The following is a 22,833-nucleotide window of genomic DNA, read 5'->3' as shown; positions in this document are numbered from 1 at the left end:
GACCTCCGTGTGCGGTGCAGCTTAGACACCTCCACCACACCGGAGGTCTTCGCCATGATCAAGACCCGGCACTGTCAACAACGCTCGTGATCAATACATCTAGGCCGTGCTGCGAAAGTCCCGCCTGGCCTGCGGGCGGACGGCGCTACTTTCGCAACACGCCCTAAAGCGTGTTGCAGAAGGCAGGGTCCGGGCAGGTCAAAGCGGGGATCGTGGCCTGTCTGCTCATGCAGCCAGGGCGAGGTTATGCATGTGGGCGACGGCTTGCACTGCGTAGTGAAGGCCGTTGCCGCGCTGGCGGCAGTCGCGGAAGATCTTGTAGTGCTTCATGCGGGCGAAGGCGCGCTCGACACGTGCCCGAGGAGGCCGGCGTGGACGACTTCCTCGCCGAGGCCACCTCCGAGGACGACTTTGCGGTGCTCTGCGTTGTCCTCCTCTTCACCGGGCAGCAGGGCCCGTCCGGGGCGTTTGCGGTGCGGGACGACCAGCCCGGTGTTGATGTAGGCGCCGTCGGCCGGCACGGTGACGCCCTTGCAGGTCGCGGCCAGGCCGGCGTTACGGAACCCGATACTTGAGACCCATCAGAAAGAACCGAAGAACCGGTCCCACCAACTCGGCTCCCCAGAACCGTGGAAACGCAGGAGAGTGGGCCCGCCATATTTCCTTGTAAGAAGTTCTTCCGGAATCGTGATGTACCCCGATTCAGCAAGAACGTGCTCTACCTTCTCAAGGTCATTCGCGTCGAGCTCGCCTTCAGCGTGCGCTTCATCCGTGCCCAGGAAGGCACCAGGGTTATCGGCCGCCACCATTGCCAATGGCTTGAACTTGCTCACCAGGACAACGATCCTCGTCCCACAGACTGTGGCTTCCCCCGGCACTTCGATCCGTCCATACTGAGCGGAGTCCTGGATGTCTCGATCGATTTCACAAGGCGTCGAGAAGCGAGAACCAACCTGCACAGCCAGACGGCTGAACGAAGCTGCAGCATCGGCTGCATCGTAGTCAGCTGGCGTTTCTGGACATTCGGGGTCATCCAAGCGATGCAAGAGTTCCATCAGATTCGCACCTCTCTCCATTAATCCTCCAATCATCGAAGACGCTACACCCGGATCGATTGAACTATTTCCTCAGTGCGGGAACGCTGTGAGCACCTTCCCAGTGAGAGGTTCGTAACGCACCAGCATTCTCACCCCTCCCACTGACCCGATCACATTCTGAACCGCAGGTTCGCCCTTCCTGGTCTTCAGGGTTCTCTCGGCATGCACAGCAGATCCCCTGTACCAGGTCCTTTGACTATTTGGACTCGTCACCACGTCAGCAATAGCATCCAAAATCTGGTCATCAGACCACCCCTTCGGGAAAGCGTCCTTACCCGGCGCCCCAGGGTACCTGTGACCATCAAGGATGTGATCCGACCTCTCGTCACCGATCAGCTCCCGACCAATTCCGCAGTTGCTGTTGTGAACAAGTACCGGCGTAGCCCCCGCCAGCACATAGTACGTGTGCTACGCGGCCCCTCTCTATCTGCGTATTCGCAGATCAGCGGTGGTTTCGGGTTCCGCTGGTGTCCGTGGTTGTGCGGGGGAATCCGTGGGTGTTGCCGTCGCTACTGCCGTCAGGAGCGCGGGGCGCTCGGTGGTGCTGCCGCTGGCGCGGTGTCGGCGCAGGGGGACTTTACTGCCACGCTCCGGGTTCGGCGCGGAGTATGGCGCGGACGGTCTGCTCGTACTGCTGGTGATCGGTTCGGGCGCAGTGTTGGGCGATCCAGCGGGTCAGTTCGTCCGGGGTGTGGAGGGTGCCGGACTCGGAGCCGCAGTTGTGTTCCTCGCCGGTGACGCAGAGCGCCTCGTAGGTGGGCAGCGCCATGGGGTCGGCGCGGGTGGTCACGTGGTACTCGCGGAACCGGTAGCGCCCTCGCGCGCCGCTCTGGCCGGGTGCGCCGGTAGCCGTCTGGTCAGGCATCGTCGGCTGCTTCGTCCGGATCGGGGATGCGCCGGCCTCGGGAGTCGGCAACCCGGAGGGCGTCGGTGAGGGCTTCGCTCAGTCGGCGGGCGAGCCAGCGGTATTCGGTGCCCGAGACCGTCTTCGCGCCGGGGGCGAGGATGTCCCGGGCGTACGTCAGCAGCTCCTCACCCATGTCGAGCTGCACGGTTTCGATGCTGTCGGCGAGGCTGGTGAGGTAGCCCGTGCCATTGGTGCTGAGGTAGCAGGGTTTCCCCTCGGGCGTGGTCCACGGGAGCAGGCGGGGGCCTGCAATTCCCGAGGACGCGTCGTACAACTCCCTGCGACGCATGCGGTCCGCGTCACTCCTGGGCTGGCTCACCGTGCACCCCCGACCGGGTTCGCTGATTGGGACACGGTGACCGTACGTGCGTGACCAGTCGTCATTCCATGTGCACAGCAGGGCAGTTGGGGGGTGATCGAGCGCGAAGTGCCACGCTGCGTGGCAGCTATCCGACGACGCCCAGGTAGGCGGTCATCTCGCGCATCTCCGCGGTGAGGGTGCGCTTGCGCTTCTTCAGGATCTCCTGCATGGTCTCGGCGGCCATCCGCTGATGCCGCAGCCATTCCGGCGAGGCACGGCGGACTCCCGCCAGCTCGTCCATCGCGGCGGTGAGGTCACCGGTGCGGGCTTGGGCGCGGGCGACGTCCATGCGGTGGCGATTCCAGTTGTCGTCGCTGGGGCGTCCGGTGTTCTTCCACGCCTTGGGGGACATGGCGTCCTGGCTGGACTTGCGGACGACGGTGCGGGCGTCACCCAGGATCATGGCGTCTTCGACGTCCTTCATGCCGACGGTCAGCGGGCCGAAGGTGGTCCAGTGGCGGAAGAACGATCCGGTGTGCTCCCTGCCGACGGCGGCGGCTGCCGTGTTCGCCATGCGGTGGTAGTGGCGGGCTTCCTGGGGGCGGTTGTTGCGGCCTGCGGCAGCGGCGGCGCGCAGGGCCAGCCATCCCCAGGCGGCGCATTCGTCCGGGGTGGCCCGGGACAGCCTGGGCTCGATCAGGTCGGCGGTGCGGGCGGCGAGCTGTTCGGCCTCGTCCAGTCGTCCCTGGCGCAGGAGCAGCCAGCACATGCCGATCACGCCGGATGCGCCGGTGAGCTGCTCTCCGGCATGACGGGCGTCGGTGATAGCTCCGGACAGAGCGGTATAGGCGAGGTCGTACTGGCGTACCTGGGTCAGGTAGCGCCCGGCCAGCTGGAGGGTCTCGGCACGGGCCAGGACGGCCTGGCGGTGCTCTTCGCCGCTGTCGAAGAAGGCGACCGCGCTGTTGGCGTCCCGCAGGAGTGCGGGGAGTTGGGAGGCGACGCTCTTGTAGCTGTCGGAGTGGTACAGCAGTGCCCCGTCCTGCACGGCCCGGCGGAAACCACGGAGGTTGGGTTCCTCATCGGCCCGCTCGCCGGCCAGGTCGTCGGCGATCCCTACCGGCGGGGTGAGGGCGGCGCGGAGCTGGATCAGGTTGACCCGGTTCGCGTCCTCCGCGCGGCCGACCGGCTCGGGGGCGTCCGGTGCCAGCAGCGTCGCGGTGGTGACGCCCAGGGCGCGGGCGAGGACGTGCAGGGTCTCCATGCGGACGGTGCCGCCCTGCTCGACCTTGCGGACCGTGCCCGGAGAGATGCCTGCGGCGTGGGCCAGTTCCTCCTGGCTCAGCCCGGATCGGCGTCGGTACTTTCGGACGTTGTCGGCCAGTTCCGTAGTCATCGCGTTCACCACCTCCAGCGCCACGGTACGCCGGACGGGCGCAACAACCGGTGGCTATCGGGCAGATACCCACCCCGGAGCGATCACCCACCCCGACGCGGCATGCACCGCCGTCCTGCCGGGCCCCGGCAGTATCCGGGCCTGAGCGGCCGGGGTCCCTCGTCGGTCGGGCAGCTTCGCCGTGCCAGGGTTCCCCGGGGGCCGCCAAGGCTCACCTCGTGACGCGTGCGCTCGGCCTTGGCGGCCCCCGGGGGTTCCTGGTACGCCTCCGGTGACCGGGCGACGAGGGACCCCTCCCGCGACCTCGACCCCGCACCACGACGAAGCTGCACCCGCACTCGGGCCCCCTGCCCCTCAGAGAGAGAGCCGGGGTCTGGGGCAGCGCCCCAGGTGCTTCGCTGTGCTGGCTGTTGCGCGCCCGGACCGGCGGGGCCGTCGCCAGCGAGGCGGAGACAGGAGCGGGCGGCGGCCCCGCGGGGCCGGAGCGCGCGCGGGCCGCGCCAGCGGGCCGCCTTGATCAAGTAAAGAAACTCTGAACAGCTCGCCCCGTGCTGCGTGTCCTGCCACTGCGCCGGGTGCGGCCGGTTCAGCGGCGGCGTCTGCCTTCGTTCAGCCGGTCGTGCAGGCGCTGGGCCTTGGCGGCAGTCTCTTCTGGCGTGTAGTTACCGCTGAGGCGCTTACGTTGCTCCATGACGGCGCGCATGGCGTCGCGGTGGGCGGTGGCGTCTTCGAATTCGGTGCTGGCCCTGGTGAATCGTTCTTCGGCGGCGGCGAGTTCGGCGGCAACCTCGTCATCGCTCTTTCCGCTGAGCCGCACCGCTTCCTCGTCCGCACGGCGCTGCGCCGCCATTTCCTCCAGCCCCTCGTTGTAGCGCTTGAGGAACTGATCGCGCGGGCTGAGCTGGCGAACGAAGACGCCCCGGCCCTGCACGGAATAGATCAGCCCCTCCTCCTTGAGGACCCGCAGGGCGTTCTGTGCGGTGGAGTTGGCAATGCCGTACTGAGCTTGCAGGTCGCGGGCGGACGGGAGCTTGGCGCCCGGCGCAAGTCGGCCGTCCTGAATCTGCTTGCGGAGTTCGTCCGCAGTCCGCACGTACGGGGGGCGCGGATCGTCGGCAGGACTGTCGGCGGTCCGCCAACCGCGTCGGAGGTCGCCGAGACCGATGTACTCAGGATCGGACTCGCCAGGATCGACCCCGTCTTCCTCAACGGCGTCTGCCTTCGCTTCGGCGGGTGCCATCGGCTTCGGCACTCGGACGTAGCTGCCCCGGCCCAGGACCGAGTAGATCAGCCCCTCCTCCTTGAGCAGCCGCAGGGCGTTTTGGACCGTGGAGCTGGCGATGCCGAAGCGCTTCTGCAGCTCGCGCGCGGCGGGGAGCCGCTCGCCTGGGCGTAGCTCGCCGTCGTGGATGGCGGCGCGCAGGACGTCGGCGGCCTGGACGTACGGCGGCCGGGGGTCCTCTCCCAGGGGCAGCTTCATGGCACGAGGGTAGCGGCGTCGGCACTCGCGGCACACCCGGGCGTCCTCGGCGTTCCAGCCGTATCGGTGTATCGATACGAATCGAGTGTTGCGGGTGTAGCGGGTGTGCCGCTATGGTCATGGCGAGTCGATCAAGCGGCTCCATCGAACGAGGATGTGATGGCATGGCCATGACCCGTATCCGTGTTGCCCTGCTGCCGTCGGCGGTGTGCATCGCGGGCACCGACCCGGTACTGAAGATCAAGGACCAGCAGACCGGGGAGGTCGCCACCGACCGGGAGACCGGTGCGTCGCTGTACACGGTGACGGTGATGCTCATGGAGGACGGCCGGGCCGAGGTTCTGAAGATCACGGTCCCGGAGACCGGCCTGGCCGCTGGCCTCAAGCCGGGGGCGATGGTGCGGCCGGTGGAGCTGTTCGCCACCCCGTGGGCACGGATCTTCAACGGTCAGCTCTCCGACGGCGTCGCCTACCGCGCCGCCCGCCTGGAGCTGGTCACGGTGGAGGCGGCCCAGTGATCCGCTTCGAAAAGTCCGTGCCGGAGCGGGAGGTGACCCCGCTCCGGCACCTGCCGGGGACCGAGGGCAAGGCCACGTTCACCGTCTCGGCTGCGGTGCTCGATCTGCTCGGCCTGCGCCCGGAGCAGGCGGCCCGCCTGGACCTGGGGCACGTGCTCGGCCTGATACGCGAAGAGGGGGCGTGACGTGGAAGCCGTGACGAAGTACGCGCCGGATGCGCTGCTGGTCGCGATCGTGCTGGTCGGTGTGTGGCTGCTGGTGACGGTGGTGCGCTACGTGCGGGCCGACCGGGGCACACGGGTCAGCATGCGGCAGGCCGTCCGGGTCCGCTGGGGCTGGGTACGACTTGCGCGGATGGCCGGGCTGACGGTCACCGACAAAACCCCGGGCCTGCTCGCGCAGATCACCGCGTCCAAGGACGGTCCTGCCCCCGCGCCCCGGGTGCTGACTCCCCGGATCAAGGTGACGCCGGACCGGTTCGGCGTGATCGTCCGGGCGCGCACGCTGCCGCAGGTCGGACTGGAGGAGTACCAGAAGTCGGCGCGGTTCCTGGCGGACGCCTGGCGGTGCACGCGGGTCTCCGTACTGCCGGACGGCCCCGGACGGGTGCTGATCCGGGGCGTGCGTTCCGACCCCCTGACCACGCCGACCACGCACCGCCCCACCGGCTGCCCGCCCGCGGACCTGACGCGCTGGGAACTGGGCATCGACGAGTACGCCGCGAAGGTGTGCGTGTCCCTGGCCAACGTGCCCGGGGTGACGGTGGCCGGCGTCCCGGGTGCGGGCAAGACCTCGGGGGTCAACAAGTTCGTCTGCGACTTCGCACCCTCCCCGGCCGTGCAGATCGCGACTGCGGACGGGAAGGTGTCACGTGCCTCGGAGGGCGACTACGCCGACCTGGTCAAGCGGATGTTCGCCTTCTGCGGTGACGACCTGGACGAAGCGAACGCGCTGTTCAAGCGCCTGGTGGAGCTGCGCAAGCGGCGCTCGGCGACCATCCGTGACGTGCTGGGCGTGAAGAACATGTGGCACGTCGGCCCCTCTCCCCAGTGGCCGCTCACGGTCCTGATCATCGATGAGGCGCACACGTTCTTCCGCGAATACAAGGGCAGCGACGCCGAGCCGAAACGTCTGGCCGCGCTGACGGCGGAGAACGCCCGCCTGGTGGAGGACCTGGTCAAGAAGGGCCGCAGCGTCGGCATCCTGGTGATCCTGATCAGCCAGAAGACCACCGGCGACGCCCTCCCCACGTTTATCCGTGACGTGTGCCCCGTCGGGCTGTCGTTCGCGCAGAAGACGGTGGAAGCCGCGGTGGCCGCGCTGGGGGACGACATCCGTAACTGGCCCGACGCCAGCCCGGTGACCTTGCAGGACCCCGCCTACGTCGGCGTCGCAGTGATGGCGACGCAGGGCCGCCCTGGCTACACCCGCATCCGCACCCCCTACGTCGCCGACGCCGACGCCGCCCGCGTCGCCGAGGACACCTCGCACCTGACCGCTGACCCGGATCTGTGCCTGGACACTCTTCTCCGCTCGACCGGTCGGACGGCAATGCCCCTGTCCCCACTCACCAAGTGACGCCGAAAAGTACACGCCAGAAAGGAGTTTGAAGGCATGGCGGAGGAACGGTTTACCCGGCGCACCGTGACCGTGGTCATGGCGGTCATCACCGCGCTGGCCTTCGTCTTCTCCTTCGGCAACGTCTGGGCGCTCGCCCTGCGGCTCGGCGTCCCCCGCCCCATTGCGCCGCTGATCGCTCCCATGGTGGACATGTCCGTCGTCGGGCTCCTGGTCGCGCTGCGCTTCCTCGCCCTGCGCGGCGTCCCGAAGGCGGAGTTGCGGGCCGGTACCCGGCTGCTGCACCTGTGCGGGCTGCTCACCCTCGCGCTGAACACCGCCGAACCGCTGCTGACCGGACGCTACGGACGGGCCTGCCTGGACACCGTCGCTCCGCTCCTGCTCCTCGGCTGGGGCCACGTCGGCCCCGCCTTCCTCGCCCAGTTCCACACCCTCACCCGCCCCACCCCGCGTCTGGAGGCCGCCCCCACCCCTACCCCTGAGCCGGTGCCCGACGAAGCGCCCCCGCCCGAACCGGCACCCACGACGACCGTCCCGGCCTTCGTCACTGCCCCGGCCGAGGAACTGGAGCCTGCTCCGGCTCCGGCCGCCGTTCCACCGGTCGCCGTCGCCAAGACGGCTCGTCCCGCCCCCGGCCCGGCCCTGCCGGCCGCCCTGCTGGACGCGGCCCGGCGCATCGCGGACGCCCACCGCGCCGAGCACGGCTCACCGATCAGCGCCGCCCACCTGGGAACGCGTATGGGCGTCGCCCTGCCGGTGGCCACCGCCGCACTCGCTCAGCTCTGAGCCCCGGCCCTCACCGGCCGCATCCCCCTCGCTGAACCCACGCCCGCTCCCGGGGCTGGTTCGTCATGCCCCGAGCAACACCAACACGCCTCCCTGACGGTCTGGTTGCTGCTCGGGGCCCCACCCGAGCAGAAGGGACCCGCCCCGAATGGTCACCCTGGACCTGCACCACGTGGCAAGCCCCGCCGTACGGGACCTGCTCCACCTGGTCAACCACCCCGACTTCGACCGCGCACAGCAGCAGATCGAACACCTCGGCGGCTGCACCGAACCCGTCCGCCTGACCGGCCACAGCACCACCGTCGACACCACGACCGGTGAGGTGCTGCGCTCCTACACCTCCTCCGACGAGCCCACGGGAAGCCTGCTCACCGCGTGCGGTAACCGCCGAGCCTCCCGCTGCCCGGCCTGCTCCCGCCTCTACGCCGCCGACACCTACCACCTCATCCGCGCCGGCCTCTCCGGCGGCAAGAACGTGCCCGACACCGTCCGCACCCACCCCCGCGTCTTCGTCACCCTCACCCCGCCATCCTTCGGCCCCGTCCACAACCGCCTCACCACCCCCGGCGGCGACATCCGGCCCTGCCGCTGCCGCAAGCTCCACGAACTTAACGACGCCCTGATCGGGACGCCGCTGAACCCCGCGACGTACGACTACGAAGGCGCGGTCTTGTTCAACGCCTACGCCTCCACGCTGTGGGCCCGCTTCACCACCTACCTGCGCCGCGAGATCGCCGCCGGGCTCGGCATGACCCAGAAGGCGGCCCGCGCGGTCCTGCGGGTGTCCTTCGCCAAGGTCGCCGAGTACCAGCAGCGCGGTCTGGTCCACTTCCACGCCGTCATCCGACTCGACGGCCCGGACGGCAGCAGCCAGCCCCCGCCGCCGTACGCCACCGTCGCCGTACTCACCAAGGCCGCCCGCGCCGCCGCCGCGCGGGTCCGCGTCACGGTCGCCTCGGATGCGGTCGGGGAACGCGAACTCGGCTGGGGCGAACAGTTCGACGTGCGCGAGATCGCCTCCTTCGGCACCGACGCCGAACTCACCGACCAGGCCGTGGCCGCCTACGTGGCGAAATACGCCACCAAGTCCGCCGACGCCTCCGGCACCCTCGACGGCGCCCTGTTCTGCCGCCCCTGCCAGGGACGCGGCGCCACCGTCCTCCCCCACGGGACCCCGCTCCCGTGCACCGCCTGCGGCGGCACCGGGCAGGCCCGGCCGTTGCCCCGGCTCGCCGTCGCCCGGCACGTGCGGCAGATGATCCGCACCTGCTGGGAGCTGGGAAAGCTGCCGGAGTTCGCCGATCTCAAGCTCTGGAAGTGGGCGCACATGCTCGGCTTCCGGGGCCACTTCTCCACCAAGTCCCGCCGCTACTCCACCACCCTCGGCGCGCTGCGCGACGCCCGCCGCGCCTGGCGCACCGAACAGGCCCGCACCCACACCGGCCTGCCCGAGCCGGACCCGACAACCACGCTCGTCGTCGGTCGGTGGGACTACCTGGGCTCGGGCTACAGCCCCGGCGCCGCGCTCCTCGCGGCCGGCGTGTGGCACCGCAAGGAACTGGAACGGCAGTTCATCGCGGAAGGGGGCTGCTGATGATCTCGCCCCCGCCCACCGTCCTCCGCACAGAGGCGGCACCGGCGCTGGATCTGCTCACGGTGCCCCAGGTGATGGCCCGCCTCCAGCTCGGCCGCTCCGCCGTCTACGACCTGCTCCGCACCGGCCAGCTCACCTCGATCACCCTCGGCCGCGCCCGCCGCATCCCCACCCACGCCCTCACCGACTTCATCCGCACCCGACTCGAACAGGAAGCCGCTTGATGACCACACCCCGCGATACCCCCGCCTCCCGGCGCGTCCGCGCCAACGGCGACGGCACCGTCTACCAGCGCAAGGACAGCCGCTGGGAGGCCGCCGGATACGTCCTCGCCCCCGGCAACACCCGCCGCCGCGTCCGCGTCTACGGCACCACCCGCAAGGAAGCCCTAGCCAAGCTCACCGAAAAGATCGCCAACAGCAACCGCGGCCTCCCCATCCCGTCCGCTCAGGGCAGCCTGGCCGCGTACCTGACGTACTGGCTGGAGGCCGTTGCCGTCCACCACCTCCGCGAGAACACCCACACCCGCTACTCCGCCTGCGTGAACAACTACCTCATCCCCGGTCTGGGCAAGAAGAAGCTCACCAAGCTCACCGCCAAGGACGTCCGCACCTGGCTCAACCAACTCCGCACCACCTGCCAGTGCTGTGCCCGCAACATCGACGCCGGCCGCGATCAACCCCGTTGCTGCGCCACCGGAACATGCTGCTCCAAGCGGCTCTCGCCGCTGACGCTGACCTACATCCACTCCGTCCTCAAGTCCGCCCTGGAACACGCCGTGCGCGAGGAGGAGATCCCGCGCAACGTCGCCCGCAACGTCCGCACCGGCACGCCTCGGCCCCGACGCTTCGAACCACTCACCGCTGAAGAAGCCCGCCAGTTCCTCTCCGCCGCGAACGAACACCGGCTGCACGCCCTGTTCGAACTCGCTCTCCACACCGGGCTCCGCAAGGGTGAACTCCTCGGTCTCCGCTGGGAAGATCTCAACCTCGACCAGGGCACCGCTGCCATCCGCCGAACATTGCAGCGCACCAACACAGACGGCCTCACCGCTTTGCCAACCAAGACTCGGGCCTCCGAGCGCCGCATCGCCCTCCCTGACCGCTGCATCCAGTCGCTGAAGCACCGCCACGAAGAGCAGCAGCGCGACCGTGACACGGCGGGCGCCGAGTGGCAGCACAACGGGTACGTGTTCACCACGTCGCAGGGAAGAGCGATCGACCCGACCAACCTCACCCGGACCTTCACCACACTCCTCCGTAAGGCCGGCCTCCGCCGCATCCGCTTCCACGACCTCAGACACTCCACCGCCACCCTGCTCCTGGAACAGGGCGTCGAACTCGTCGTGATCAAGGAACTCCTCGGCCACGCCCACATCGGCGTCACCGCCACCGTCTACGCCCATGTGCGACTCCGCCTCCAGCGCCAGGCCATAGACACCCTCGGCACCGCCCTTGACATCCCTGGCAGCAACGAGTCGACCCGCGACAACGGCGATGACCCGCCGCTGTGCGGAGCCACCGTCCACTGACGTTGCCGTCAACTACTGCCGTCACTCACCGCAGAAGCCCCGCCAGACACACCTGGCGGGGCTTCAATTTTGCTACTGCTATCCAACACGTGGATTGCAGGATCGGGCCGTGAGGCTACACCTCACCCTCCAGCCAACGATCGAATGGTGCGGCCTCCGACAGGTCGAACTTAATCGCCTTCAACCCCCGTGCGAAGTCTTCGGCCAATTTCGAGAGCATCGCGACTAGCTCACTTTGCGCAATGCTCTCGAACTCTGGGTTTGGAACCCAATTGGTCCGCGACTCGCAGTGAATCATCACCAGGTCCTCGCTTGGACGGAAGGTCAAAGTCCTCTCGATACCCTGCGAGTAAAGATCCACCTCGACTTCGCGACGTTCACGCACACTCGCCATCAGCGACGGGAACTGCTCCATGAAGGCAGACAAGTCATACCCGACATCGAGCGGCCACTCATCGTTCCCGAAACCGCCAATGTGGAATCTGCTGCCTCCAGCATCGGAGAGGGCGCTACACGCCTCCATGACGAGGGTTTCGTAATCGTCACCCGGCTCCAGACTCGCTAGAGCAGGAGCCGCAGCACCAGACTGCACGGCCGGATTGAACGACACAGAGAAGCTCATCTCTCCAGCCTCCTAGTTCGGGCCAATAATCGGGAATCCCGTCTTGTACAGTCCATTTGGACTCGGGACGATGGTAGCTGCCCGCGCTTGGACGATACTCCCATCCGGCATGATTACCTGCCCCAAGCCATCCGGAATGCGCACCGACCTGGGACCGGCCCCTTCGACATGGAGTCCCTTCAAGAACCCTGCAGCGCCGTCATTATCCAGCCATTGACCCTGCTGATTCCCGGTACTACGAGCGCGATCGGTCAGAGCCTTCGTGTTCTTCGCTCCGGCACCATGAGTCTTGAATGTGTGCCCCCACGTCTTCACGCTATTGGCGGCCCAATTTGTGCAGTTGCTGTTGTGAACGAGTACCGGCGTCTCGCCCGCCAGCACATAGTACGTGTGGAGGTCGTCCACGGTCAGGTTGTACGTGCGCGCATGCTTGGTGAAGGGGCGGTTCGCCGTCACGATGACGGTGGCCCCGTCGTCGGTGAGCAGGGTCATGGCTGGCTGCAGTTCGCCCGCTTCGACCCAGCGATTCTCCGAGGGGGACCAGAAGGGGTGTTCGTGCGTTGCCGTGAGCTTTTCGACGCCTCTGTCTGTGGCGACAGACAGAGTGTTGAAGTGCTTGTCGTCCTCGGTGACGATGAGGCGGGTCACCTCTCGGGAACCTGCCTCGCCTGTTTCCGGGTCCGTGGCCTGCACTTTGTCACCGAGTTTGACTCGCTCGATGTCTTTGGTGGTTCCGTCTGCCATAAGTACGTCGGTGCCGGCCAAGAAGCATTTGCAGCCCGTTGGTGTCTTCTTCTTGACGGCGTCTATGGCATCGTCGGCCTTCCTGAGCTTGAGCAGCTTGAAACTTTTGGTGAGGGGAGTGGGAATGTCGCCCAGGGCCGAAGCGCAGTCGAGTGTCAGTCCGGGGGCAGCGGCACAGTTCTTCCATGCCTCGACGTCCGGCAGAGCGAGCTCGGCGACGACTCCCAAGAGGGCCCACGCTGAGCCGCCAGCGTCATCCCCTGAATAGGCTTCGGGCACAGGAGGCGGGCCGGGATTCGGTGGCGGTGTCGGTTCTGTGCTGCTGGTGCTGCCAGTTCCGCCGCCACCGCCGCCACCGCCGCCACCGCCACCGCCACCGCCACCGCCACCGCCACCGCCACCGCCACCGCCACCACTGTTACTGCCACCGCTGTACGTGACTCCCGGGTCGAGCGGGAATGAGGGATCGGGCTTTCCTTCCCTGCCACTGCCTGACGTGCTGCTCTGGTGGCAGCGGCCATTGCCGGGGTCCTCACACATGCCGGTGGGATCGGAGGTCGTGGCAGGGTGCTGGTTGGCGTAGGAGTAGCCGTTGAGGGACTGGTGCTGTCCGGGCATGAGGAGGGGATCGACGCTGAGGAACTGGCCGATTGCGGGGTCGTATTCGCGGGCGCCGATATGGGTGAGGCCGGTGGTGGTGTCGGCGGGTTTGCCGAGGAATCCCTTGTCGTCGGGCCACGTGGTGGGACTGGTTCCGCGCGGGGCTCCGAAGGGAGTGGTATAGCGCTTGGTGACAGCCTGTGAAGTGTCGGCGCTGATGGCGAGGCTGGAGGTGCCGTGGTGGTCGCCGGCCAGGAAGGAGAGTTTGCTCGTCCCGGTTTCATTGGTGCGGACGGCTACGGTCAGGTCGCCGGAGGCGTAGTAGCGCTGGGCCCACGTGGTGTTGTTGGCCTTGAGGTGGAGTTCGGTGGCCCCGGCATACAGGACGCGCTCGCCGTTCTCCGTGGTGCGGATGAGCAGGGTGCCGTCGGCGTCGTAGAGGTAGTTGGTAGTGGTGTCGGCCTCGGTGACGCCGGTGAGCTGGCCTTCTGTGGACCAGTCGAGGACCTGGGTGGACGTTTTGCCCGGCCGCCGGATGGTGTTTCCGGTCTGGTCATACGTGTAGGTCTGGTCAGGGTTGACGCAGTCGGCCTTGGTGCTGGTGGCCATAAGGGTGTGCGGCTGGGTGCCGGTGTAGCAGTAGGTCGCCTTGGTGTTGCCCGTTGTTTTGTGCTGGGTTTCGGTGCCGCGCTGGCCCGCGGTGGTGTAGGTGTAGCTGGTCCGGTAGGGGGCGGGTCCGGACAAGCTGCCCGTACTGGGTGCGTCGGCGCAGTTTTGTGAGGTGGGGGTCCAGGCTTCGGTCAGGCGGCGGTGGCCGTCGTAGGTGAAGCACTGGGTTTCGGCCTGGCTGGTGCCGCCGAGAGTGGCGGGGTCGGCGATGGCGGTGACATTGCCCGCGTCGTCGAAGGTGTAGTTGAGGTCCTGCAGCATGTACGGGTGGGTCTGGTCCGTGACGTGGCTGCGGGTGAGGCGCCCAGTGCCTTCTTCGTAGGTGTTGGTGATGTACGACTTCTTGAAGTCCGCTGTGTTACCCGTGCCGAGGGTGAGCTGCCGGGGCTGGCCGAGGGCGGAGTAGTCGGTGTCCAGGAGGTATGCGCCGACTGACGTGACGTGGCCGAGACCGTTGTATCCGTAGTCGATGATCTCGGACGACAGGCCGCCCAGCGCTGGCTCTTCGGTGTTCTGCAGCGTGCCGTCGATGTTGTAGTGGCTGGTGTACTCCAATGCTGTCGGCGTTCCAGCTGCTACGAACGGGTCGGTGGCTGGAAGTCGGAGTTGGGTGGCGACCGGGCGGGAGAGGCTGTCATAGGCGGTGATGGCCTTGGTGTATGCCTGGCCGTTCTTTCCGCCGATGTAGCGGGTGGATGTGCTGGGCAGTCCCTTGAGGACGGTGTCGTAGGTGCGGGCGGTCAGCTGGTTGGCGTTCGTCTGCGATCCGGACCAGGTTCCGGTGGCGCGGCCGAGTTCGTCATAGGCGGTTACTACGCTCTTGCCGCGGGCGTCGGTGGCCTTGACTGCCTGGTCGAGCACGTTGTAGGTGGTGGTGACCGTGCCCTTGTCGGGATCGCCCGCACTGACCTGGCGACCGAACAGGTCGTAGCCGTAGGTCCACTTGGCGCCGTCGGGCCCCGTGACGGACGTCTGCTGGTCGTCTAGCCCGTAGGTGAACTTGACCGATGAGTAACTGACGCCCAGGCCCGAGCCATAGGCGGTGTCGTCAGGGGATGTGCCGGCGTATTCGCGGGTCTCGACGGTACGGCCGCGTATGTCGGCGATGGTCCTCTGAGCGGTCCCGCCCTTGACCGCGGTGGTGGCGGAGGAGTCGCCGGTGTAGCTGGTGGAGGTCGACCATTTCTTGACGCCGTAGACGTACAGGCTGCTGGTGGTGGCGCGTTCCGCCCCGTCGAAGACCGTTACGGTCTGCACGGGCGCCTCGCCGTATTCGGCACGGGTGTAGGTGCCGTTGGGTGTGTCCGTGGTGTCGAAGATGTCGGCGTAGGTCTCATACGCCAGCCCGCGGGTGTCGTAGCGGGTGTCGGTGAGAAGGCGGCCGCCCTGCGGGGTCGGAGACTGGGTCTGCAAGGGGCGCAGGAGTGAGTCGTAGAGGGTGTAGCTGGTGTTGTAGGTGTCGCCGTCCTTCTTCAGGGCTGATGTCGATACCCAGGAAGGGCTGGTGGCGCTGAGGTGGTATTTGAAGGTGGTGTTGGCGCTGTATCCGGCGTCGCGGCTGCGGTTGGGCTGCCAGACCGCGGTGAGTCGTCCGAGCGCGTCGTAGGTCTGTTCGGTCTTCTTCAGATTCGCGTCGTAGATGCGCAGAGGCTGGCCGCGCCTCGGATCGAGGAACTGGGTGGTGTTGAAGCCCTTGGAGTCGGTCGTGATGAGTTTGCTCAGGGGGCCCGCGGTGGTGGGCGTGTAGGTGCTGGCGGTGGTTTTGCCGTCGGCGTTGGTGACGGTGAGGGTGCGGCCCAGAACGTCGTAGCTGGTGGTGGACAGGGTCTGCCAGCCGGATGGCAGGCGTTGGCCGTCTGTGTTGGCGGTTGCCGGGTAGCCGGTGGCTCGGCCGGTCCAGGTCGCCTCCGCCCGCGTGGGTGTCTGAGCTGCCGTCCAGGTGGTTGCCTGAGGGGCGTCGTAGACGGTGGCCGTGTCGGAGAGAACGTCGCCACGGGTGGCCGAGGTCGTTGGCAGGCTCAGGGAGGTGTCGGTGACCGAGCAGGAACGGCCGACGACGCGGACGCGGGAAGGCAGGGCGGTGATGCCGGCTGTGGTGTTGCGCGCGTACCAGGTGCGGGTGCAGGTCTGGTCTGTGGTGAGGCCGAGTTGGCCGGAGTCGTCGACGGTGTCGGCCATGCCGTAGTCGTCGAAAGTCGTGGTGAGTGCTCGCGTCCGCCAGGTGGACGTGGCGGTGAGGTAGGTGTGGGTGGTGGTCTTCCGCGTCCGGACGAACCGAGCCACATGGTCATCGGCGTCGGGGGCACTCTGTCGGGCCGTGTCCTTGGACCACGGATCATTGACCGTGACGGTGATGGGTGTGGCGCCGTTGTAGGTGACCTGCTCACGTAGCTGGCCCGCGAACTGGTCGCTGTCGTTGAGGCCGGCGATGGCGAGGTCCGGGGCGGACAGCGGTGCCACGGTGACCTGGCGGGTGGTGCCGTCCTTGTTCCGGTCACCGTCCATGCCCTGCATGTAGAGCGAGATCGTCTTGGTCTGAGTCCTGTCCGCTGCGCCGCCGCGGACGGTGACCTGCCGGTAGCCACGCCACTGTGACCAGGTCCGTTCGTCCTTGGGTGTGAAGGGATCGTCGCCGTAGTGCCAGGCCGCGCCCGCGTAGGAGTAGGAGTGCTCGACGGTCTCGTTCTTTCCGGCCGGGTCGGAGACAACAACCGCGAGGACCCGGTACTTGTGGAACCAGTCCACCGACGCGTTCTCGGCGCCGTTGATGTTCCAGTACTGCGGATAACACGAGCGCGTGTTGGTGTCCTCCGGCTTGCCCGTCACCTCACCGCGCACGCATTCCGGAGAGGACAGTGTCACCGTGGTGATCGCGCCGGTCTCGGACGTGAGGGTGGAAAGGCGGGGACGGGTCAACGGCAGGATGTCGTCCGTGGCATCCACCCGGTTGGGCCGCATCTGGTAGGTGAACGAGATGGGGTTCAGCGCGATGTCACTGTCCACCGAACCTGTGCGGCGCAGAGACGTGAGGGTCAGTACCTGATCGGAGGTGTCACCAATGTCTCCGCCGTCCAGGTACTCCTGACTCAGAGCCCAGGAGTCCACCGGCTCGTACGTCGAAGAAGCGGCAGACCAGGAGGACGTGCTGATCCCGGACAGTCGCTTACGCGTGAAGAACGAAGGGCCCGTAGCGTTGCAGTCGTCGTCACCGCTGGAGCAGATCGCGTCGAAGGGAACGTCAGGCCAGTTCTCGGAGGTGTCCTTGGTGAGGGACGAGCAGTCCGCGGCCGTGCAGCGCTCCGCGTAGTTGAAGGCGACCTTCGCGTCGGCGTCGTCCGTGAACAACGCCCCTTTGCGCAGGCCGTACTTGATCTCCTTCAGGTAGCCGCCGCGCGTATAGGAAGCGTTGGCCGTCGTCGATTTGTTCTTCTTGTAGTAGTTCGATTCCTTGGTGTACCAGTACGTGGCGGCGTTGCCATGGGTGTCTTCGACGTAGTCGAGGTTCCACCGCCATGCCTGCGTGAGGGAGCGATCCGCGAACGCGGTGCCCTTGCTGTAGCCGGGTTCACCGGGGTCGTCACCGTAAACCGGCACCGTCCACGTCGAGTTGGTCCGCTGGTCCGTCGCGCCGTCCAGCTTGTTCAGGCCGAAGACGTACTTGGTGCCATCGCCGGTGATGACCGTCCAGTTCTCGCCGTCGTCGTCGCCGTTGTCGGCGCCTGTGGAACGGATCACCTGCGAGGCGTCATCGTTCTCCAGACGCCAAGTGTTACCAGAGGCACTTTCTTTGACGAGCCGGTCCGCCTTGCCGTCCAGCACAAGGCGGGCGTTGTCGTACTTCCAGCACCGATCGAAGACATCGTCTTGGCCATCGTCGTCACAGGAGCCATAGCTACGCTCGATGTAGGAATCGCTCAGCGTGAACCCTTCGCCTACCGACGTGGCCTGGTTGTTCGTCGTGGCCGTGCGGCCGTCGATGCTGCCCGAGTCGTAGGACAGTCCCAGACTGGGCGTCGGTCCGGCCGCGGCGGGAGGCAGGGCGAAATCATAGGACCAGGTGAAGGAGCCTGAGCTGCCGCCCGCCTGCCAGGAGGAAGATGCCGACAGCTCGGTCGCCGAGTAGTTCCCACTGCCTGAGGGCGAAGCGCCCGCACCGGATGCCGTTGCCGTGACGGCGAACACCGCCATCCCCGTTGACGCGGTGTCAGTCAATTGTGGGGATATGGCGCGGCTGGTACCGGTCAGCCGTACCGAGGCGGTGACCGTCTGCTCGATGGCACGGTTGTCGGACTTCAAGGCCGTGGGTGTGCGACAGCCGTCTTCCTCCGGTGTCGTCAGCACGCAGGCGGGGAGCTGTACCAACCCGAGGCGAGCGGCCCAGCCGCCGCCGACGGCTGAGGCGAAACCGCTGTAATCGACACTGAGCTCCGCCTCCCCCGTGTTATCTGCTACCGCGGTCAGCAGAACACCCGTGACGCCGGCTCTCTTCGCGGCCTTCTGATCGAGGACCGTGATCCGGGCCGTGGTGCCGGCATCGGCACCACGTTTACCTCCAGCCGCCGTCACGCTGACCGGCAGGCCGCCAGGCGTGGCCCGGGTGTCCTTCTTTCCATTCAGCTCGATGACCGCGTTGCCCGGTTTCGGCCAGGTCACCCGCTGCTCGGCCAGGGCCTTCTGCGCCTGACCGACGTTGGCGTTCTTCTCCTTGGCAACCTTCTCACGGGCCTTCTTCGCTCCCGGCTCATCTACCTCCTCGACCTTGCTCACCCGCTGCGTGGGCAGCGCAGACCGTCCCAGGCCGCCCTTGTCCTGAGGTTGGGCCTGGGCGATCGGCGTCAGCCCCAGCGGCACCGCGAGGGCCAGTGACAGGGCTGACACCAACACCCGGCTGGAACTCCGCCGCACTGCGCCACGTCTTTTTGAGATGCCTATACCAAAAGCCATCAGTAGCCCACCCAGTCGCAAAAAAGGAGAGAGTTCACAACGTCGATTCACGCAGCCTGGACCGCGGCAGTGCGGGCGGCTCCGCAAGTCCGGCCGCCCGCACCCTCTACTTGTCAGTCGCCCACGCGGTAGTCGATCTGCTCACCGCTGGCCATCGCCCCGGCCCACAAACGGACTTCCGCCACCCGGGCTGGCAGGTAGTGCTGCCAGGTGCCGTTGGTGAAGCCCCTGCCGACGGCGAAGTCACCACTGCCGAGCTCGACGGTGTACGCCTTCGCGTCGTCGTTCTGGTTATGGCCCAGGTAGAGGCTGATCTTCCCTTCCAGCGAGTCGTAGATGCCGGTCAACCGGACGGGGCTGTCCAGTGCGGCGGTCTCGTCGGACACGACGGAGGAGAACGTGCCATCCGCGTTCAGGCGCCCGAAGTGCCACGTTCCGACGGGTTCGGTGCGCTCTTCCAGCGTCTCCTCGTCCAGCACGGTCTCCTTGCCGGTCAGCTCATACCACAGGCCCCATGCGGAGCCGTCCGCTGTTCGCTGGCCCAGTACCTGTCCGGTGTATCCGATGTTCTTGGCGGCGAGTTTCGCACCGTCCAGCTCCACCAGACTCGAGACGGTGAAGGAGGAATGGTCGTTCACCAGAGGGCCCGCGGCCGTGGCAGCGTCATCGACCCCGTCCAGCACCATCACGTCGTCGTCGATCGAGGCCGCGCCCGTCAGGGTCAGGGTCTTCCCGTAACCAGAAGTGGTATCGACGAGCTTGGTGCCACTGCCCTGTGCGGGGGACCAGTCGGCTACGAGTTCCGCGCCCGCGAAATCCTCGGACGTCAGCAGTCTCGCCTCGTCCCGGATCTCCTCATGGGTCAGAACGCGCTGCCACACAGCCACCTCATCGATCGACCCCGGGAAGTAGTACGTGTAGCCGCTGCTGGTCTGGCGCCGTCCGATCTGCAACGGGGTGTCGGACGACCACGACACTGCCGGAGTGACCTCGCTGCCCTGCAGCCGGCCGTCGACGTAAAACTTCAGTTCCTCGCTGGCCGGGTCGTAAGTTCCGGCGAGATGCGTCCACACGCCGGTCTGGGCCGCAAAAGCAGACTGCTGGCCGGTGAAACCGCTTCCGTCAGCTTCGAGGACACCGAAGAACCAGGTCTTCAACTGACTCGAGTACCAGAAGGCGAACGGATTACCGCCCGGGCCATGCTGGGATAGGACGCTGGCATAGTCGTCGGTACTGTCCAGCCGTACCCAAGCGGAGAGAGTGTAGGCCGAACGGGTCTCCAGCACAGGCGCGTTCGTGGCCGCGTAGCCGGTGGCGCCATTCAGGGACAAGCCCTTGTCGGTGATGGCGTTTTCCAGCGGCTGCGACTGGGCGTCGTGGGTGATAAGACCGCGGCGGCCGCGGTCATCGCGCACCGCGTTGCCTCCCAGGGCAGCGTCCTGCCTGCCGTCAGCAGCCGCAGCGTCCACCGCTGCCCCACCGGCCTCGTCGAAATGCCATCGGCCGACCGGTCCCGCACCGGTGGCGACCAGGAAATCCACCGCGTTCTGTGCACCCCACCGTCCCACGATGTCCTTGGCCCGCACGTACACGCTGAAAGTTCCGGACTTTGCCGGGGTGATGCTCGCCGTCACGGCCGAACCGCTGACCGCGGACGACCAAGCGGCCCCGCCGGACAGTCTGTACTGGTAGGCGACGTTATTCGCATCCCCCGTGGCCGGGGCGAAGGTGAACGCGGCCTTCTGGCCCGGTCCGCCCTTCGCCTGGCAGTTGTTGGTCGTGCACTCCGTATACGGGGAGCCAATCGTGATCTTGGGTGGTTTCGGCGCGGTCGGATCGACCTTGAAGAAGCACCATCCGGTCGTCGACGCGTTCGACGGGCCGGGCAACTGGCTGTCGCCGCTGTTGTAGTAGGACCGGGTCCATGACCGGTAGCGATACAGCGGTCCCTCCGCCAATGTCGGGGCCGATGCCGTGAGTTTTACGTTGTCCCCGACATAGCCGCTGGTCGGCCGCTCCATCTCGGCGAACGCACTCCCCCACGTACCGTCCGACGCCTTCTTGTCCACACTCATCGCGACCCGCAGCTGCGCGCCGCTCTCCCCGCCCCCGGCAGTCTGCGGGGTGGACGTCAAAGACGGCGTCGGGTCGGAGACAATCGCCGGGTCGGACTCACTCGTCTCGCACACCGTGCCCGAACCCGTCACCAGACCGATCCCCGTGGGCTTCGCGGGCAACCCGACGAAGTCCACCGCGAGCACGGCATCGTTCTTGAACCGCTTCCACGCACTGGTGTCCGACTCGTCATGCGCCTTGATCATCAGCGTGAGACGGGCAAACTTCCCCGCCGCGAAACTCTGCACGGTCGGAGTGAGATTCTCGTTGGTCTCATCCGGGTTGTCATTGAACTCGATCGGCGCATCCGGCGAGTCCGGGTCACACAACGACCCGCGGCCGGCAGAAACATTCCGGTCCCCCATCGTGTCCCAGCCGCCCTGCGGACGCGATGTCCACGTGGTGGAGGAGGAGATGTTGTCCGGAGTCCTCACCAAATCCACCCAGCGCGGATCACACTGGAACGCCCATGGCTCGGTCACCCGGAACGTGGCATCCAGGACCTTCTTGCCCTTCAGACTCACCGGCGAGAACTCGAAGTACAGCCGCTGCACGTAGCCAGGACCGCAGTAGTAGCCACTCCAGGTACCGCACTCGCCCGCGCCCTTGCCCAGGCCGTCATCGCCGTTGCCCCAGCCGTAGGACTCGTAGCCGTCACTGCGCAGCAGGGTCCGCTCCGACTCACTCCAGGTGACGGTCGGGTCGATGTACAGAGGAAAAGCCGACTCGTGAGTCCCGGACAGCATGTCCGCGTCGGGCACGACCGACAGCGCGTCGCCAGTGACCCTCACATCCACACCGGTAACGGTGTCACCAGGTCCCGGCTCCATCTCCTGGGACGAGGCGGCGCCGCTCCCGGCAATATCGGATCCCTCCGCCGCACTCATGACCGAAGTTCCCCTTGAGGAAGCGGCGGCCGGCGGTTCGGCGAGGGCGCTTGTCGAGTCCCACATCTGCGCTGGCGGAGCACGGAAGACACGGTTGCCGTCGTCGTCGACGGCAATGAGGTTGCCCGCCTTCTCCGTGAGGATGTCCAGGCCGTTGGCCTTCAAGGAGTAGTCGATCTTTTTCAGCTCCTCGGAGGCGGCCGCCTCCGGTGTCTTGACCACCAGCACATGCTGGAAGCCCTCCACCGAGGCCGCGACTTTCAGGTCGACGCCCGGGAGAACCTCTGGATACAGGGCGCTTTCACCGTTCAGTTCCGGCGTGGGCAGAGTGCCGGGCCAGCCCAGCTGAAGTGACCGTCCCCGTTCAGAGATCTTCACCAGAGGCTGGCTCGTCCCACCCCCGGAGAACGCCATCTCCACGGCGGCGGCCTTCGGTGCGACCGCTCCATCCGGACGTACCTCCAAGGTGGCGTCGGGCGCCTGCCAGCTTCCACCGGGCGCTCTGACCCGGACCGGAACAGCGGACTCTTCCAAGGTGAATGTGAAGCCGTCCGGGTTCGCGAACACCGTGGTGCTCTCAGAGCGTTCCCCGATGACTTCCACACGGTCTCCGGACGCCTGCGCCTGAACCAGGGCCTGCTGGCCCTCACTCAACTCAGCGACATCGGCCTGAGAAGCGGACCCCTCGGCCCACGCCGGCACGGTCGGCCAGATCACCGTCGAGACCAGAACCGATGCCGTCACAGCCACAGCCCCCGCGGTACCGAGTCCACGCCATTTTCGGGCACGCGGAAATCCCCACACCGACCGCACAGCCCCCACCCCGCTCTTACGAAATATTCACAAGCAGGCAGAGTCAACGCCACCTGCTCCACCTCCGTCAAGAGCGCCCGGCACGGAAAATCTGGAGAAGAAACCATCCTTGAGCTGCGCAAATAAGCACGGACACGGTCAATGACAACCTGTCATACCCACCCAAGCCGGAAGATGGAGTACACGCCCACCCTGTGATGACGTGCGAGCCCCCTCGCCAGGGGACGGCGGCTCGCTTCCACGAGGGCGCG

The 22,833-nt window shown here is 67.0% G+C and carries 15 protein-coding genes and 1 pseudogene; 7 read left to right on the top strand and 9 right to left on the bottom strand.

Features of this window, described 5'->3' with window-relative positions; all coding sequences use genetic code 11:
- Positions 1-225 precede the first annotated feature (225 nt).
- The 6 genes and pseudogenes from CU044_RS40175 to CU044_RS12150 form a co-directional block, all read right to left on the bottom strand.
- A pseudogene (locus CU044_RS40175) lies at positions 226-563 on the bottom strand (hypothetical protein); the annotation flags it as partial.
- Positions 564-581: 18 nt separating this feature from the next.
- Positions 582-1,055 (bottom strand): hypothetical protein, encoded by a 474-nt coding sequence (locus CU044_RS12180; protein WP_240045506.1) that lies wholly within the window; start codon positions 1,053-1,055, stop codon positions 582-584.
- A gap of 619 nt (positions 1,056-1,674) precedes the next feature.
- Complete coding sequence (locus tag CU044_RS12170) at positions 1,675-1,962, bottom strand: hypothetical protein (RefSeq protein ID WP_129768523.1); 288 nt, start codon at positions 1,960-1,962, stop codon at positions 1,675-1,677.
- Positions 1,955-2,293: a hypothetical protein gene (locus CU044_RS12165; RefSeq protein WP_129768522.1), complete on the bottom strand. Its 339-nt coding sequence runs from the start codon at positions 2,291-2,293 to the stop codon at positions 1,955-1,957. The genes CU044_RS12170 and CU044_RS12165 overlap by 8 nt, the downstream gene beginning before the upstream one ends.
- Positions 2,294-2,450: 157 nt before the next feature.
- On the bottom strand, positions 2,451-3,701 hold the full coding sequence (locus tag CU044_RS12160; RefSeq protein WP_129768521.1) for a helix-turn-helix transcriptional regulator: 1,251 nt from the start codon (positions 3,699-3,701) through the stop codon (positions 2,451-2,453).
- Between the two features lie 586 nt (positions 3,702-4,287).
- On the bottom strand, positions 4,288-5,181 hold the full coding sequence (locus CU044_RS12150) for a GntR family transcriptional regulator (protein WP_129768519.1): 894 nt from the start codon (positions 5,179-5,181) through the stop codon (positions 4,288-4,290).
- A gap of 164 nt (positions 5,182-5,345) precedes the next feature.
- On the opposite strand from CU044_RS12150, the gene CU044_RS12145 reads away from it, so the two are divergent.
- The 7 genes from CU044_RS12145 to CU044_RS12115 all read left to right on the top strand — a co-directional run bounded on the left by CU044_RS12145 (position 5,346) and on the right by CU044_RS12115 (position 11,188).
- Entirely contained in the window at positions 5,346-5,699 is a 354-nt protein-coding gene (locus tag CU044_RS12145; RefSeq protein ID WP_129768518.1) for a hypothetical protein, read from the top strand.
- A complete protein-coding gene (locus CU044_RS12140) occupies positions 5,696-5,884 on the top strand; it encodes a hypothetical protein (RefSeq protein ID WP_129768517.1) in 189 nt (62 codons plus the stop codon). The genes CU044_RS12145 and CU044_RS12140 overlap by 4 nt, the downstream gene beginning before the upstream one ends.
- A gap of 1 nt (position 5,885) precedes the next feature.
- On the top strand, positions 5,886-7,277 hold the full coding sequence (locus CU044_RS12135) for a cell division protein FtsK (protein WP_129768516.1): 1,392 nt from the start codon (positions 5,886-5,888) through the stop codon (positions 7,275-7,277).
- A 36-nt stretch (positions 7,278-7,313) separates the two neighbouring features.
- Positions 7,314-8,063, top strand: coding sequence for a DUF2637 domain-containing protein (locus tag CU044_RS12130; protein ID WP_129768515.1), 750 nt, complete (start codon positions 7,314-7,316; stop codon positions 8,061-8,063).
- 148 nt (positions 8,064-8,211) lie between these two features.
- The gene (locus CU044_RS12125; RefSeq protein WP_129768514.1) at positions 8,212-9,657 is read left to right on the top strand and encodes a replication initiator; all 1,446 of its coding nucleotides are present in this window, start codon (positions 8,212-8,214) and stop codon (positions 9,655-9,657) included.
- Positions 9,657-9,881: a helix-turn-helix domain-containing protein gene (locus CU044_RS12120; protein ID WP_129768513.1), complete on the top strand. Its 225-nt coding sequence runs from the start codon at positions 9,657-9,659 to the stop codon at positions 9,879-9,881. The genes CU044_RS12125 and CU044_RS12120 overlap by 1 nt, the downstream gene beginning before the upstream one ends.
- The gene (locus CU044_RS12115; RefSeq protein WP_129768512.1) at positions 9,881-11,188 is read left to right on the top strand and encodes a site-specific integrase; all 1,308 of its coding nucleotides are present in this window, start codon (positions 9,881-9,883) and stop codon (positions 11,186-11,188) included. Before CU044_RS12120 ends, CU044_RS12115 begins: the two co-directional genes overlap by 1 nt.
- A gap of 115 nt (positions 11,189-11,303) precedes the next feature.
- Here CU044_RS12115 and CU044_RS12110 read toward each other — a convergent pair whose 3' ends face one another.
- The 3 genes from CU044_RS12110 to CU044_RS12100 all read right to left on the bottom strand — a co-directional run bounded on the left by CU044_RS12110 (position 11,304) and on the right by CU044_RS12100 (position 22,471).
- Complete coding sequence (locus CU044_RS12110) at positions 11,304-11,810, bottom strand: hypothetical protein (protein ID WP_129768511.1); 507 nt, start codon at positions 11,808-11,810, stop codon at positions 11,304-11,306.
- A gap of 12 nt (positions 11,811-11,822) precedes the next feature.
- Positions 11,823-18,701: a polymorphic toxin-type HINT domain-containing protein gene (locus CU044_RS12105; protein WP_240045519.1), complete on the bottom strand. Its 6,879-nt coding sequence runs from the start codon at positions 18,699-18,701 to the stop codon at positions 11,823-11,825.
- Between the two features lie 179 nt (positions 18,702-18,880).
- Positions 18,881-22,471 carry a LamG-like jellyroll fold domain-containing protein gene (locus CU044_RS12100; RefSeq protein ID WP_240045518.1) on the bottom strand — a complete coding sequence of 1,197 codons (3,591 nt, stop codon included), beginning with the start codon at positions 22,469-22,471 and terminating at the stop codon, positions 18,881-18,883.
- Positions 22,472-22,833 lie beyond the last annotated feature (362 nt).

Origin of the sequence: Streptomyces sp. L-9-10 (genome assembly GCF_004151105.1) — a bacterium.
Taxonomy (GTDB): Bacteria; Actinomycetota; Actinomycetes; order Streptomycetales; family Streptomycetaceae; genus Streptomyces.
Note: the sequence above shows the minus strand (reverse complement) of the source record. Positions and strands in the feature narration are given on the sequence as shown.

What these genes read in the sequence shown, in the direction of transcription:
- CU044_RS12180 (WP_240045506.1), bottom strand. Translation starts at nt 1,055, where the DNA reads ATGGAACTCTTGCATCGCTTGGATGACCCCGAATGTCCAGAAACGCCA.
- CU044_RS12170 (WP_129768523.1), bottom strand. Translation starts at nt 1,962, where the DNA reads ATGCCTGACCAGACGGCTACCGGCGCACCCGGCCAGAGCGGCGCGCGA.
- CU044_RS12165 (WP_129768522.1), bottom strand. Translation starts at nt 2,293, where the DNA reads ATGCGTCGCAGGGAGTTGTACGACGCGTCCTCGGGAATTGCAGGCCCC.
- CU044_RS12160 (WP_129768521.1), bottom strand. Translation starts at nt 3,701, where the DNA reads ATGACTACGGAACTGGCCGACAACGTCCGAAAGTACCGACGCCGATCC.
- CU044_RS12150 (WP_129768519.1), bottom strand. Translation starts at nt 5,181, where the DNA reads ATGAAGCTGCCCCTGGGAGAGGACCCCCGGCCGCCGTACGTCCAGGCC.
- CU044_RS12145 (WP_129768518.1), top strand. Translation starts at nt 5,346, where the DNA reads ATGGCCATGACCCGTATCCGTGTTGCCCTGCTGCCGTCGGCGGTGTGC.
- CU044_RS12130 (WP_129768515.1), top strand. Translation starts at nt 7,314, where the DNA reads ATGGCGGAGGAACGGTTTACCCGGCGCACCGTGACCGTGGTCATGGCG.
- CU044_RS12125 (WP_129768514.1), top strand. Translation starts at nt 8,212, where the DNA reads ATGGTCACCCTGGACCTGCACCACGTGGCAAGCCCCGCCGTACGGGAC.
- CU044_RS12120 (WP_129768513.1), top strand. Translation starts at nt 9,657, where the DNA reads ATGATCTCGCCCCCGCCCACCGTCCTCCGCACAGAGGCGGCACCGGCG.
- CU044_RS12115 (WP_129768512.1), top strand. Translation starts at nt 9,881, where the DNA reads ATGACCACACCCCGCGATACCCCCGCCTCCCGGCGCGTCCGCGCCAAC.
- CU044_RS12110 (WP_129768511.1), bottom strand. Translation starts at nt 11,810, where the DNA reads ATGAGCTTCTCTGTGTCGTTCAATCCGGCCGTGCAGTCTGGTGCTGCG.